Source organism: Streptomyces sp. NPDC048504, from assembly GCF_043200035.1.
Taxonomy (GTDB): domain Bacteria; phylum Actinomycetota; class Actinomycetes; order Streptomycetales; family Streptomycetaceae; genus Streptomyces.
On sequence record NZ_JBICXA010000016.1, the window covers coordinates 186,790 to 199,226 of the forward strand.

The 12,437-nt window shown below is 70.2% G+C and carries 14 protein-coding genes and 1 pseudogene; 10 read left to right on the forward strand and 5 right to left on the reverse strand.

The genetic code is table 11. From position 1 onward, the window contains the following. Window positions 1-3 precede the first annotated feature (3 nt). Both ACGFY9_RS34575 and ACGFY9_RS34580 read right to left on the reverse strand, forming a co-directional pair. Window positions 4-1,254 (reverse strand): hypothetical protein, encoded by a 1,251-nt coding sequence (locus ACGFY9_RS34575; protein ID WP_393760791.1) that lies wholly within the window; start codon window positions 1,252-1,254, stop codon window positions 4-6. Continuing rightward, the gene (locus ACGFY9_RS34580; RefSeq protein WP_393760793.1) at window positions 1,254-2,642 is read right to left on the reverse strand and encodes a hypothetical protein; all 1,389 of its coding nucleotides are present in this window, start codon (window positions 2,640-2,642) and stop codon (window positions 1,254-1,256) included. The genes ACGFY9_RS34575 and ACGFY9_RS34580 overlap by 1 nt, the downstream gene beginning before the upstream one ends. Window positions 2,643-2,769: 127 nt before the next feature. Between ACGFY9_RS34580 and ACGFY9_RS34585 the strand changes: the two genes are divergently transcribed. Genes ACGFY9_RS34585 through mftR form a run of 3 tightly spaced genes read left to right on the forward strand, consistent with a single transcriptional unit; the run spans window position 2,770 to window position 5,232 of the window. Then, window positions 2,770-3,192 carry a hypothetical protein gene (locus ACGFY9_RS34585; protein ID WP_393760795.1) on the forward strand — a complete coding sequence of 141 codons (423 nt, stop codon included), beginning with the start codon at window positions 2,770-2,772 and terminating at the stop codon, window positions 3,190-3,192. Between the two features lie 31 nt (window positions 3,193-3,223). After that, a complete protein-coding gene (locus ACGFY9_RS34590; RefSeq protein ID WP_393760796.1) occupies window positions 3,224-4,603 on the forward strand; it encodes a hypothetical protein in 1,380 nt (459 codons plus the stop codon). A gap of 8 nt (window positions 4,604-4,611) precedes the next feature. Further along, window positions 4,612-5,232 carry a mycofactocin system transcriptional regulator gene (mftR, locus tag ACGFY9_RS34595; protein WP_393760798.1) on the forward strand — a complete coding sequence of 207 codons (621 nt, stop codon included), beginning with the start codon at window positions 4,612-4,614 and terminating at the stop codon, window positions 5,230-5,232. Between the two features lie 6 nt (window positions 5,233-5,238). Here mftR and mftG read toward each other — a convergent pair whose 3' ends face one another. Continuing rightward, a complete protein-coding gene (mftG, locus tag ACGFY9_RS34600; RefSeq protein ID WP_393760800.1) occupies window positions 5,239-6,783 on the reverse strand; it encodes a mycofactocin system GMC family oxidoreductase MftG in 1,545 nt (514 codons plus the stop codon). A gap of 136 nt (window positions 6,784-6,919) precedes the next feature. Here mftG and mftA point away from each other — a divergent pair, with 136 nt between their 5' ends. From mftA to ACGFY9_RS34625, 5 genes and pseudogenes are all read left to right on the forward strand, one after another. Next, entirely contained in the window at window positions 6,920-7,057 is a 138-nt protein-coding gene (gene mftA, locus ACGFY9_RS34605) for a mycofactocin precursor MftA (RefSeq protein ID WP_393760802.1), read from the forward strand. A 9-nt stretch (window positions 7,058-7,066) separates the two neighbouring features. Continuing rightward, a pseudogene (gene mftB / locus ACGFY9_RS34610) lies at window positions 7,067-7,234 on the forward strand (mycofactocin biosynthesis chaperone MftB); the annotation flags it as partial. A gap of 20 nt (window positions 7,235-7,254) precedes the next feature. Further along, window positions 7,255-8,373: a pre-mycofactocin synthase MftD gene (gene mftD, locus ACGFY9_RS34615; protein ID WP_393760804.1), complete on the forward strand. Its 1,119-nt coding sequence runs from the start codon at window positions 7,255-7,257 to the stop codon at window positions 8,371-8,373. A gap of 5 nt (window positions 8,374-8,378) precedes the next feature. Beyond that, on the forward strand, window positions 8,379-9,026 hold the full coding sequence (locus ACGFY9_RS34620) for a flavin reductase (protein ID WP_393760806.1): 648 nt from the start codon (window positions 8,379-8,381) through the stop codon (window positions 9,024-9,026). Between the two features lie 278 nt (window positions 9,027-9,304). Next, window positions 9,305-9,820, forward strand: a complete 516-nt coding sequence (locus tag ACGFY9_RS34625) for a hypothetical protein (RefSeq protein ID WP_393760808.1) — start codon at window positions 9,305-9,307, stop codon at window positions 9,818-9,820. 10 nt (window positions 9,821-9,830) lie between these two features. Here ACGFY9_RS34625 and ACGFY9_RS34630 read toward each other — a convergent pair whose 3' ends face one another. Further along, window positions 9,831-10,259, reverse strand: coding sequence for a nitroreductase/quinone reductase family protein (locus ACGFY9_RS34630; RefSeq protein WP_393760810.1), 429 nt, complete (start codon window positions 10,257-10,259; stop codon window positions 9,831-9,833). A gap of 120 nt (window positions 10,260-10,379) precedes the next feature. On the opposite strand from ACGFY9_RS34630, the gene ACGFY9_RS34635 reads away from it, so the two are divergent. Next, entirely contained in the window at window positions 10,380-11,045 is a 666-nt protein-coding gene (locus ACGFY9_RS34635; RefSeq protein WP_393760978.1) for a TetR/AcrR family transcriptional regulator, read from the forward strand. Between the two features lie 64 nt (window positions 11,046-11,109). Here ACGFY9_RS34635 and ACGFY9_RS34640 read toward each other — a convergent pair whose 3' ends face one another. Beyond that, window positions 11,110-11,799 carry a hypothetical protein gene (locus ACGFY9_RS34640; RefSeq protein WP_393760812.1) on the reverse strand — a complete coding sequence of 230 codons (690 nt, stop codon included), beginning with the start codon at window positions 11,797-11,799 and terminating at the stop codon, window positions 11,110-11,112. Between the two features lie 119 nt (window positions 11,800-11,918). Between ACGFY9_RS34640 and ACGFY9_RS34645 the strand changes: the two genes are divergently transcribed. Beyond that, complete coding sequence (locus ACGFY9_RS34645) at window positions 11,919-12,437, forward strand: proline dehydrogenase (protein ID WP_393760814.1); 519 nt, start codon at window positions 11,919-11,921, stop codon at window positions 12,435-12,437.

Below are 12,437 nucleotides of genomic sequence, written 5' to 3' on the forward strand. Positions count from 1 at the left end.
CCGTCAGTAGTCCTCATCGGTGGTTGCGGCGGCGATCTCGGCGAGGAACGGCCCGTAAGCGCCTTCGTGCGGGGGCGAGTTGTGCGCGTCGGGCTGTGCCGCTGCCGCGAGGCGTCGCCGGACCAGCGCGCGGATCGCGTCGCGGTCGGCGCCGCCTTCGGGACCTGGCCCGGGGTCGAACCCGGGTAGCAGGACACCGAGTTGGATGCGCGGCTCCGTCTCTCCGGCGGGGAGGTCCAGGTCCGCCCGGCCGGTCCACATGTCGGCCCGCTTGGAGAGGGGCACCCGATTCAGGGGACCGTCGTTCACTCGGACTTCCGCCGCGAGGGGTACGGCGGTGACGGGCGCCGCGATGTGCGCGACGACCTCGACCTCGATCTGCCGTCGGGCGCCGAGTGCGCGAGCGGTCCAGGACACCGCGGTCTCGGAGGCGTCGACGAAGCCGGGCGGGTAGCGGCGCCAGTCGTTGGTCCCCGAGCCCCGCGCGATCAACCGGCCGCCCGCGAGGAGCGGTTCGCCCGCGGCAAGGGCGTAGCCGTCGTGTCGCACGAACAGCGTGACGGGATCGACCGGGGTGCCGTCCGGACGACGGGGTCGATCCAGGGACGACCGAAGGCGGCGGAGCGCCGGCCCGTCCAACCCCGCGTTGTCCGCCGCGTCGTCGACCGACCGCAGAACGCTCTCCAGTTGGCGTGCCGTGTCCGTCGACGGCGGTGTGGCGCGCCACCACCGGATCAGCGGGTCGAGGGCGACCTGGTGATCGCCGATCAACTCGGCAACGCAGTCGTCGGGTTGGTCGCCGCCCTCGTCGAACAACTGCTGGCAGTCGTGTGTGAGCGCGGCCAACTCCATCCCGAGCACGTCCGGTTGGAGCGCGGGAATCCCGTCCAGGTACGACGCCGGCCACCACCGCGCCGCCCAGTGCCCGAAGCCGAGCCGGGCGGCGCGGCCCGCGAGCGGAGTCACGTCCGCGGGCACCCGTACGTCGGCCAACTCGCCTGCCGCACAGGCGCGTACGGCACCGGCGACGCGCTCGCCGTAGACCGCCCACAGCCATTGCTGGGCACGCGCCGTGTCATGTATCTCCGCTATGGGCAGTCCCGGGCTTCCGAGGACAGACCAGGTCAGTACCGCTCCGGCGACGTCGAGAACCGCACGGGTGAAGTCGGGAGCGTCAACAGGACTGACGGTGCCTATTCGGATCGTGCCGTCATCACCGCGCACGACATGGACGTCGACAGAGCCCCGCGCCATCACGCACTCCTCGACTCGGCCGCCTCGGCCACGGCAGCAGGTGGTGTCGTCGATGCCGTCAACGTCCGTAGCGCGGACCGGACTCGGGCGCGGTGGTCCATCATCACCGAGCGGGCGACCCCGTCGAGGACCGCCCAGGCCGACGCGGCATCCGCGAGCGGCGCGTCGCGGACGTCCCGCCCGTGCAGCCGCACCCAGAGCCGCCGCATGTAGGCGGTCCAGGGCGTACGGAGATCCTGGGCGAGGGCGTCCAGTACCCCGCCGTCCGGATCGGGGTGCGGCGAGACGGTCATCCGACGGGCGCGAAGGACCGAAGCCTCCCTGCGCCAACGGCTGTTGACGGCTCGGTGCGCGGCTGTTCGGCCCGGCGCCGGGTCCCTGATGGCCAACGGGTCGAGTCCGACCGCGAGTTGACCGCCGAGCAGGACGGCGACGCGCAGGGTCTCGTCGTACAGGCCGAGCGGAGCGCAACTGCGGCCGACCTCCCGCCCGACGAGTTCCGGCACCGTGGGCAACTCCTCGCGCCGAGCCGACGACTGGAGCACGACGAAGAGCCGCTCGAAGAGCGTGCGGTCCAGCGGTGCGGGCAGCGTGGCCGTCGAGGCACCCCGGCCGACCTGCGGCCGCGGCGGCAACTCCCGCTCCGTCAGGCCGAGATGGGTCGGAAGATCGTCCCGCCCCCAGACCCCGCTCGCGTGCGTCCACAGGGCCCGGCCGAGCAGCTCACCGAGTCCCGCCTCGACCATGGACGTGTACACCGGTGAGTTCCTCGGTCCCTCCGCCCCACCGCAAGCCTCCAGAACCTCACCCGCCAGCGCGACCGCGGCGGCCGTATCGACGGCCGGAGTCAGCTGGCGCCCCTCCCACGCGACGCGCAACTCCATGTCCAGCCGGGCGTGTTGGGCGAGATCCGCCAGATATCGTTTCAGCGCGTCGACCGTACGACCGCCGCCAGCGTCCGCGACGTCCTCGACGACGGACCTGGCCACCGCGCCCGCGTCGGCGCCGGGGTCGCCATGTTCGGCGGCCAGTTCGAAGCAGCGCTGGAAGTACAGATCCTGGGGGTTGCCCGCCACGACGCCCAGCGCCCGGCGGGTCCGCTTGAGCAGGGTGAACCACTGTGCCGTAGCGACGAGGCGCCCACCGGACTCCCGTATCAGCGCGTCGAGACGCGCGGCCGGCTCCGGTGCGAGGAAGTCCGACGCGAGTTCGGGGTGCAGGGCCGGCCTGACGATCAGCGGCAGGACGATCAGCTTGACCGTGCGGGTCAGCGGGGCGCCGCCGGGGCCGCTCAGCGATTCCAGCCCCGGTCCGAGGGCGCGCCACGCGCCGTCGATGACCATGGCGCGGGGTCGGCGCGCGCCGGTCGGCTGGCTGGGAAGCGGCATGTCAGGAGGGTACGTCGTCCGAGATCGGGCGGGCGAACCTGGGATCGGTAGGCGACCGGGGCCGCCTAGCGTCCACAGGGACAGCGGGAACCACGGGAATCCACCCCGACGAGAAGGAGCAGCCGACATGGGAATCTTCGGGCGCCGCAAGAGCCGCGAGGAGCGGGCCGCCGAGATCGCGGGCCAGGTGGCCAGCGGCAAGGGCTTCTACGGCCGTACGACTCGCGCGTTCCTCGGCAACGAGGACTACGCCAGGGTCCAGCAGTCGGTCGGCGCGTACAACTCGGGCCTCGGAGTACAGCAGTTGCTCGCCGCGGGAGCGCCGACCACGACCGCCGTCGTCGTGTCGATCGCCGACACCGGCCAACTCGTCAACCACGACCCGGTGGTCGACCTGGTCGTGCAGCCGACCGGGAGTGCCGACCGGATCACCCTGCGGACCATCGTCTCCAAGCTGCGGATACCCCGCGCCGACGATCAGGTGCTGCTGGTGGCCGACCCGGCCAACTCCGGCGGTTACCTCTACGCGGGCGACGGCGTGACCCCGTGACAGGGACACCGTGCTGGAGGAGGTAGGGGAAATGCGCAGTCGTACGAGTGTGTTCGTGGGCAATCTGGTGTTCGTCGCGGTCTGCCTTTCCGCGGGGCCGGTCTTCTTCCTCGTCGGGTGCTCCGCCTGGCGCGACCATCCCGGCTGGGACTGGCCGGCGTTCATGGCCGCGCTCGGGCTGGCCGGCACGGTCATGATCCCCGTCCTGGCGATCACCGCAACGCGCCAGGAATATCCCCGGATCACGCGCAGGCATCGCGTGCAGGGCGGGAACGTCCGGTGTCCGGACGACACCTTCGTGATGTGGGCGCCCCGAGTCGAACAGGGCTCGGCACAGGCGCAGTTGGTGCGGGCGGACGTACTGGAGGCGTCACTGGCCCGGTACCACCCCGACGGCGAGTCGACCTTCACGACCCACTGCGGCAACTACACGCCCGACGAGTTCACGCCGCTGATCAGGCTCAGGCTGAGGGTGCACGACGCCGAGGAGACCGACGGTACCGGCGGGTTCGAGGTGACGGGGGAGTGGCGGGTGCCGTCCCTGTGCCTCTCGGCGATCACGGCGGGCCGCCTGGTGGTCCTCGTCGATACCCCGGCCGCTCCGGGGACGCAGCGGACGGTCACGCCCCACTGGCCGCGCAGCAACCTGCTCTCGGGCACGAGGACCTACCGGGTGATCGACTTCGAAGGCCGAACGTCCCAGGTGACACGGCGAGTTGGCCGCCAGCTCCAGCAGATGCGGATCTCGCGGGAGGTCGGAGGCGTCGTCATGACCGGCGACACGGTCGACCTCCGGCGCCTGGACCCGCACACGGCCGCACGCTACGCGGCCCTGGCCGACCGGGACCGCACCGTCCCCGAGGAACAGGCCCCGGTGAGCGAACCGGGCGAGGAAGCGCGCCGGCTCGCCGACCAACTCCCGGGCGAGAAGGCCGCGTTCGGCTCGGTCGGCCGACGCTGGTCGCGCCGAGGCGGTGTGCTGGTGCGCGGCCGCTTCCTGGAGATGCGCGCACGGACCACCTTCCAGGACCACGGGCCCGTCCTCGACACGGTCCTGCGCATCCAACCGGCCGACGGCACACCCCCGTTCGACGCCGCCCGGCGGCTGACGGTACCGATGGACTACCTCACAGTCCTCCACCGCACCAAGGAGGTCGTCCTCATCGCCAACCCCAACGGCGCCTCCTACGACGTCGACTGGGCCCGAAGCAGCCTCCTCGCGGGGATCACCGCGGCCCAGGTCATCACCCCGGACGGCCGTGAACTCCCACTGGGGGAACGCCCCGACACGGTCTGGGCCCTGATGAACCTGCTGGCCTCCCACGGCCTCTCGAACCCGAGCCCCGTCCTCGATCTGCGCAAGCCCCGGATGAGAGCGGCGGCGGGCATCCTGATGGACGTCTGTGCATGATGTGCGCTGTGGACGGTGAGAACGGACAGCGACAGACCAGAACGGGCCGACCGCCCGCGACCACGCGGGCCGCACTGGAGCAGGTGGGCTTCGAGCTGTTCGCACGGCAGGGGTTCGACCGGACGACCGTCGACGACATCGCCACCGCGGCAGGAATCGGCCGTCGTACCTTCTTCCGCTACTTCGCCTCCAAGAACGACCTGGTGTGGGGCGACTTCGAGGCCGAACTGGTCAAGCTCGACGGCCTGTTGGCGGCGACCGACGCGGCCGTCCCGATGATGGACGCGCTGCGTGGCGCGGTCGTCGAGTTCAATCGCTTCGACCCGGCGGCGGTGCCCTGGCACCGGCAGCGCATGGCGCTCATCCTGCGGGTCCCGACGCTGCAGGCCGACTCGACCGTGCGCTACGCCTCGTGGCGGACACTGGTCACGGAGTTCGCCGCACGGCGCACGGGCAGGGTGTCCTCGGACCTGCTGCCCCGGTTGATCGGCCACACCGTCCTCGCCGCGTGCATCGCCGCGTACGAACACTGGCTGGCGGACGAACAGGCGGTCCTGGGTGACCTGTTGGACCAGAGCCTGCGCCAGCTCGCGGCCGGCTTCGACGGGCCGGCCCCGGCCCTTCCCTGAACCGGGTCACGACAGGTCACGTCGCATGGCGTCGGCGACGAGCTCGCCGACGAGGACGGCGGTGGCCGGCGGGCCGCGCAACGGCGGAGTCGGCAGGATCGAGGTGTCCGCGACGCGCAGCCCGACGATGCCGTGCACGCGCCCGTAGTGGTCGACGGCCGCCCCCGGATCGCCGGCGGGGCCCATGGGAACCGTGCCGCAGGTGTGGTGCGCGGTGCCGAGGCGCGCCTCGACCCAGCGGTCGAGCATCCGGTCGTCCGCCAGCACCTCCGGTCCCGGCTCCACGAGCCCGCGGGCCACCTCCTGGAACGCGTCGGTGGCGGTCAACGCGGCCGTGGCGCGGGCGACTTCGCGCAGGCGTCGCCGGTCCTCGGCGGTCTCCAGATAGCCGTAGTCGATCCTCGGGGGAGTGGCCGCGTCCACGGAACACGTGCGCAGCCGGCCGCTGAGCCGGGGCGACTGGACGGACGCAAGGAACGCGAGCGGTGCGCCGGGCACGGTCACCGTTCCGCGGACCAGGCCGGCCATGGGGACGAGTGACTGGAGGATCTCCAGATCGCCGGGGTGGTCGCCGTCCGACGAGGACAGGTGGAGGCAGCCGCCGAGCCAGGAGTCCGCGGGCTCGGGCATCGCCCGCCGGGGCCGCCACTCCAGCACCAGCTGCGGATGGTCGCCGAACCGGGCTCCCACGGCGGGGGAGTTCACGGCCACCGGAATGCCCAGGCGCCTCAACTCGTCACCTGGTCCGATGCCCGACAGATGCAGCAGCTGGGGGGAGCGGAACGCCCCGGCGCACAGCACGACTTCACCGCACTCCAGAGTCGTACGACACCCGCCACGCTCGACGACCACGCCGGTCGCCCGGCCACGCTCGATGACGACTCCGGTCACCGAACTGCCGTCCTCCACGGTGAGGTTGGGGCGATCGAGTGCGTCCAGCAGATAGCTGACGCCGGTGTTGACGCGTATCCCGTCCACGGAGTTGGACGGCACGGGCCTGAACCCGGGAGCGCCCTGGGCGTTCTTGTCGGGCTCCTCGGGATATCCCAACTCCCTTGCGGCCGACCGGAATGCCGCGGCGGCGGGGCGCCGTAGACCCGCCCGACGGATCCGCACCGGACCTCCGCCCCCGTGCACCTCGTCGGCACCGTGGTCGAGATCGGACTCCAGCGAGCGCAGCAGAGGAAGCACCCGGTCGTACGACCAGGCGGCGCCCCCCACGGCCGACCAGCGCTCGAAGTCCTCGCGCCGGGCGCGCACGAAGTAGCCACCGTTGACGGTGGTCGACCCGCCGAGAAAGCGCCCCCGCACGACGGTGTACGGCTGGTGCGGCGTGAGATGGACCGCGTACGGCTGGACTGCGGGATGCCCGGGCCGCGCGCCCGGGACGAGCCGCGCGTCCAGCAACTCCCGCGTGAAAGCCGCCCGTTGACGCGGCACGGGACCCGCCTCCAGTACCAGCACGGTGCGGTCGGAGTCCTCGCTGAGCCGTGCGGCGAGCGGCGCGCCACTGCCTCCCGCACCGACGACGATGACGTCCGGGCACCTCAATCGGAACCCGGAACAGGCCTGTACCGACCGGTCGAAAGAATCATGGCGCCTCCCTCTTCACTTTCGGCACGGGGTGCCATTACTGTCGACCGCGCAGTCGCCCGGATGCCCAGCCGGATGCTCAGGGGAGAGTCGCATGAACGAACTCCAGTCCGCACCGACCGTCCCGGCCAATGAGAGCAAGGCCGAAGAACCCGTCACGGAACAGCAGTTGATCGATGCCGACGACCTCATCGAGGAGATCTCCATCGACGGCATGCGCGGTGTCTACTAGGCCGCCCGCATGACCGCGCAGACCCTCGACCTCGCACTCGGCCTGCACCCTCAAGTCTCGGTGCGGCCGGAGCCGTTCGGTGCGCTCCTCTACCACTTCGGGACCCGCAGACTGACGTTCCTCAAGGACCGCAGACTGCTGGCCGTCGTCGAGTCCCTCGCGGACGCTCCCACGGCCCGGGACGCCTGCCGAGCACGGTGTACGGAGAGCTCGTCGCGGGCTCGGAGCGCGGCCGTACGATCGACGACAACACGGCGGCGTTCGCCCGACTGGGCTTCGCGCCCAGGGTCGTCGGCCATCACGCGGAACGCGACCTGTCCACGACCGTGCTCGGAGTACCCACATCCCTCCCCGTGCTCATCTCGCCGACCGGTGTGCAGGCCGTGGACCCCGAGGGCGAGGTCGCCGTCGCCCGGGCGGCGGCGAACAGGGGTGTCGTCATGGGCCTGAGTTCCTTTGCCAGTAAGCCGGTTGAGGAAGTCGCCGCCGCTCAGCCGGACTTCTTCTACCAGCTGTACTGGAGCGGCACGCGCGCGACGATGACGCAGCGCATGCACCGGGCCAGGGAGGCCGGTGCCAAGGCGCTCATCGTCACCCTCGACTGGTCCTTCTCCCACGGCCGGGACTGGGGGAGCCCGGCCATCCCGGACAAGCTCGACCTGAAGACCATGCTGAGGTTCGCGCCCGACGTGCTGCCCCACCCCGGTTGGCTGCTCCGGTTCGCCAAGTCCCGTCGCCTGCCCGACCTTTCGGTCCCCAACCTGCGGCCCCCGGGCGGCGAGGCCCCCACTTTCTTCGGCGCCTATGGCGAGTGGATGCAGACCACACCCCCGACCTGGGAGGACGTGGTGTGGCTGCGCAAGGAGTGGGGCGGGCCCTTCCTACTCAAGGGCGTCACCCGCGTCGACGATGCCAGGCGGGCCGTCGACGCCGGAGTGTCCGCCCTGTCCGTCTCCAACCACGGCGGCAACAACCTCGACACCACCCCCGCCACCATCCGGGTACTCCCGGCGATAGCGGACGCGGTCGGCGCGCAGATCGAAGTGCTCCTCGACGGCGGCGTGCGGCGGGGCGGAGACGTGGCCAAGGCCCTCGCGCTGGGCGCCCGCGCCGTACTGATCGGGCGCGCCTACCTCTGGGGCCTGGCGGCGAACGGACAGGCCGGCGTCGAGAACGTCCTGGACATCCTGCGCAGCGGTCTCGACTCGGCGGTGCTGGGCCTCGGGCACTCCTCCGTCCACGAGTTGACGCCCGACGACCTGGTCATCCCCCCGGGCTTCCCCCTCGTCCTGGGCCGCGACGCCCCGGCCGCCTGAACACGGTGCGAAACGACCCGGCGACCGAACTCGCCCACACCGCCTGGCCGGACGTTCCGTCCGACGCGCTGGTCCTGCTGCCCATCGGGTCCACCGAACAGCACGGCCCGCACCTTCCGCTCGACACGGACAGCGTCATCGCCGAGGCCGTCGCGCGGCGAGCGGCAACTGCCCTCCCCGGGACGCTAGTTGCACCGACACTTGCCTACGGTGCGAGCGGTGAGCACGCGGGTTTCCCCGGCACCGTCGGAACCTTCATGTCCGTCTCCCTGGAACCGCCGCTGGTGTCCTTCCTGGTGGACGGTTCCTCCACCACCCTGCGGACGATCCGGACGGCCGGGCGATTCTGCGCCAACGCGCTCGCGGGCAATCAGGAACGCCTGTCCCGGCAGATGGTCGGCGGGCCGAATCGCTTCGAGGGCGCCGACTGGCAGGAATCCCCGCTCGGCAATCCCGTCCTGGACGGAATTGTCGCGTGGGTCGACTGCACGGTCGAGAAAATCGTCGGACTCGGCGACCACCAACTAGTCGTCGGCCGCGTCCGCACACTCCGCGTCGAGTCGATGAAGACCCCACTGCTCTTCTTCCGCGGTGGTTACGGCGACTACCTGTCGAGCACGACGCTGCTGCTGGACAGGCTCGTCGGCTGGTAGCAGGGAACGAAGTGAGCCGCGCGATCGCGAGATCAAAGGAGATCCGTTGATGCGACAAGACCTGCACTTCAGATTGGAACGCATCTCCGCGTGGTGCGGATTTGTGCTGTTGCTGGGGTTCGCCGTGGCTTTCTCCGTCGGCCATCTCATCACGCCGATGGACCCGACGGAGAATGCCCAAGGCGTTGTCGAATTCCTCACCGACCATCAGACCGGGATCCTCGCCTGCGCCGCGATCATGGTCCTCGTGGTCCCCGTTCGAGTACCCGTTCGTCGTCGTGACCAGCATGCAGATGCGCCGTATCGAGGGCGGGTGGGGTCTGCTGTCCATGGTCCAGCTCCTCACCGGCGTCGTCGCACCGATCGGCTTCTTCTTTCCCATCGCGATACTCGCGGCAGCGGCCTATCGACCGGAGAGCCACTCGCCCGACGTGCTCTACGCGATGTCGGACATCTACTGGCTGATGCTGGTGGGCAACGCCTGCATATTCGTCCTCCAGGTCTGGTCGATCGGGTACGCGGCACTCGTCGACAACCGTGCCAAGCCGGTGTTCCCCCGCTGGTTCGGCTATCTCAATCTGGTGCTCGGAATTCTGCTCGTCCCGGGCGCCTTCGTCTTCCTCACGAAGACCGGCCCGTTCGCCTGGAACGGACTGCTCGCGAACATGCTTCCCACGGCGGTGTACTTCATCTGGAAGATCGCCACGCCGATCGTGCTGTTGCGCGCCGTGAAATCCGAAGAGGAGGAGGCGGCGGAGAAAGCGGCACCCTCCGAACAACTGGCGAGCACCTAGCGGCCCGCCGTCAGTGGAGCCCGCGGGAGGCGACGATGCGGAACGTGGGATGGTCGGCGGGGTCGGGAAGTCGGCGGAAGGTCTCGGCCACGGTGGGGAAGCGGCCGAACTGTTCGAGGTAGACGGCGATCAGCGGCGGACGCTCGTCGGCCGGCACCTCGACCGCCTCGAACTCCTCGGCCCGGCCCCCGCGTCGCAGTCGTCCGCTCTTCGCGGCGCGCAGGTTGCGGGACCACTCGGTGTTGCCCCGGGGCGCGATGAGGTAACGCTCCCCTTCGTGATCGAGGACAGCCACCGGCACACTCCGCCAGCGCCCGCTGGTACGACCGCGGACGCTCAGCGTGCTCAGTACCGACCGCGCGAAGAGCTTGGCCATGCGGTTGCCGATGACCCGTGCTCCCCAGGGCGGGCGGAGGTAAGGAGCGCTCGACGCTGTCATGGAACCTCCTCGGGAAGGTGCTGATACAGAGCGTGCTGATACGATTGCTAGGGTGACCCTAAATATAGGGTCACCCTAGATGTTTGTCTCCCCGAGACGGAGGTTCGGACAGAGGTGACGATGGGGCTTCGCGAGTCGAAGAAGGAGCAGACGCGGACACTGATCGCGGACACCGCCTGGCGGCTGTTCGCCGACCGGGGGTTCGACGCCGTGCGGGTCGCCGAGATCGCCCGCGAGGCGCACGTCTCCGAGGCCACCGTCTTCAACTACTTTCCACGCAAAGAGGACCTGCTCTACGCCCGGCTCGAAGGCTTCGGAGAACGGTTGGTCGCGGCCGTCGACTCCCGGCCCCCGGGCGAGCCGGTCCTGGACGCCGTACGGAATTTCCTCACCGATCCGGCCGGGCTCCTCGCCCAGGTCGAGGCCGGGGAGGACGAGGCGGTCGTGCGACTGCGGACGGTCAATCGCATGGTCGCGGACAGCCCCACGCTCCGCGCCCGCGAACAGCAGGCGATCGCCGGCGCGACAGCCGCACTGGCCGCACGGCTCACCGCCGAGGAGAACCTGGGTCCCCGAGGAGCCGTCACCGCGTACGTGGCCGCGAACGCCCTGATGGGTGTCCATCGCGCTCTCATCGACCTCGTACGGCGACGTGTCCTGGCCGACGAGGCGATCGACCGGCTCGCCGCCGACGTCCGTGCGTACGGAGCGGAGGCCTTCGCCCTGCTCGCGCACGGCTTCGCCGACTACGGTGTACGGCCTGCCAGTTACGGCGATGATTCCTGAACCAGGCATGTAGGCAGGGGAGTTGCGGTACGCCGACGGCCCGTTCGGGTAACTGCCGTGCCGCCTATGGACAGGACTCCCCGAACTTCACCGCGGAGAACTCCACCGGCTGCCCGCTCAGTTTCGTCCCGGCGGGCGGCTTCTCCGAGCAGACCTGCCAGTTCGACTCCAGGAGGATGTAACGCCCTTTGCCGGAGGCGTCCTTGACCGTGATCGACGTACTGGAGCGGAGCGCGTCGCGGGCGGTGTTCACCGACTTCCCCTTGAAGTCCGGCATGGTTCCTCCGGCCGACGCGGGCGCGGACTGGTCCTTCGCCGGGCAGGTCTCGTCCAACTTCACGGCGCCGAAGTCCAGTTGGGTGTCCGTGGACGCGCTCGTACCGGCCTTCACGTTCTGGGAGCAGACCTTCCAGTCCCGGTCGAGGATCTGGTGACGGTCACGGCCGAGCGAGTCGTGGGACTTGAGGGTGTAGAAACCCTGCTTCTGGGCGGCGTCCTGCGCGGACTGAAGACCCATTCCGACAAAGTCGGGGACGGTCTTGGTCCTGCCGCCGGTCTTGGCGTTGCTGCCCGTGGCGGTGGCGGTTGAACTGCCGCCTGCACCCGTGGTGTTGTGGCAGGCGGTGCCGAGGCCGCCGATGACGAGAATGCCCGCGGTGACTCCACTGATCAGCTTCCAGTCGCGCTGCTTCTTCGGAGGTGATCCGGCGGCCCATGACGGCCGGCCCGGTGGCGTAAATACGGAGTTGGACACGGTACGCCCCTGATGTGTGGATGAAGGGACACTGTGTCAGACACGGAGGCCCGGCCGCACGCTGCGTGACGAACCGTGACAGGTTTCCGGACGGTGTCCGGCAACGGCAGACTGGGTGGATGGACGCAGGACTCGCCGCGCTGCTGGGCGCCGCCGTCGGCTCTGTCGCCACTCTCGGTGCCGCGATCGTGAGCGGTCGGACACAGACGCGGGCGCAGAATGATCAGTGGCGGCGTCAGCATCGCCGCGATGCCTACGCCCGTTACCTCGGCGCGCTCCATGACCGCGACATCGCCATGGACGCCGTACTCGACGCACTGCGTTCGGACGAACCCGAACTGCCCGATGTCGATGAGGAGATACGTCGCTTCATCGCCCTCGCCCGCGAGGTCCATCGTGCCGCCGAGGTCGTGATCCTCGAAGGACCGGCCTTCCTCGTGAAAGTCACCGAACGGGTCGCCGACGCCTCCAGTGGGCTCTCCGAGGTCATGCGGCGGATGGCCGACGACGCTCGCGTCGGGGACGTCACCCGCAAGGCCGAGGACATGGCCCTTGCCGCCGAGCGGGAGCACGTCCTCTACCAGGAAGTGAGGGCCTTCCGGGTCGCGGCCCGTGGTGTCATCGGCAACGCCGCCTGA

Coding starts and splice junctions, on each gene's coding strand:
- ACGFY9_RS34575 (WP_393760791.1), bottom strand. CDS start 1,254: ATGGCGCGGGGCTCTGTCGACGTCCATGTCGTGCGCGGTGATGACGGC.
- ACGFY9_RS34580 (WP_393760793.1), bottom strand. CDS start 2,642: ATGCCGCTTCCCAGCCAGCCGACCGGCGCGCGCCGACCCCGCGCCATG.
- ACGFY9_RS34585 (WP_393760795.1), top strand. CDS start 2,770: ATGGGAATCTTCGGGCGCCGCAAGAGCCGCGAGGAGCGGGCCGCCGAG.
- ACGFY9_RS34590 (WP_393760796.1), top strand. CDS start 3,224: ATGCGCAGTCGTACGAGTGTGTTCGTGGGCAATCTGGTGTTCGTCGCG.
- mftA (WP_393760802.1), top strand. CDS start 6,920: ATGAACGAACTCCAGTCCGCACCGACCGTCCCGGCCAATGAGAGCAAG.
- ACGFY9_RS34630 (WP_393760810.1), bottom strand. CDS start 10,259: ATGACAGCGTCGAGCGCTCCTTACCTCCGCCCGCCCTGGGGAGCACGG.
- ACGFY9_RS34635 (WP_393760978.1), top strand. CDS start 10,380: ATGGGGCTTCGCGAGTCGAAGAAGGAGCAGACGCGGACACTGATCGCG.
- ACGFY9_RS34645 (WP_393760814.1), top strand. CDS start 11,919: ATGGACGCAGGACTCGCCGCGCTGCTGGGCGCCGCCGTCGGCTCTGTC.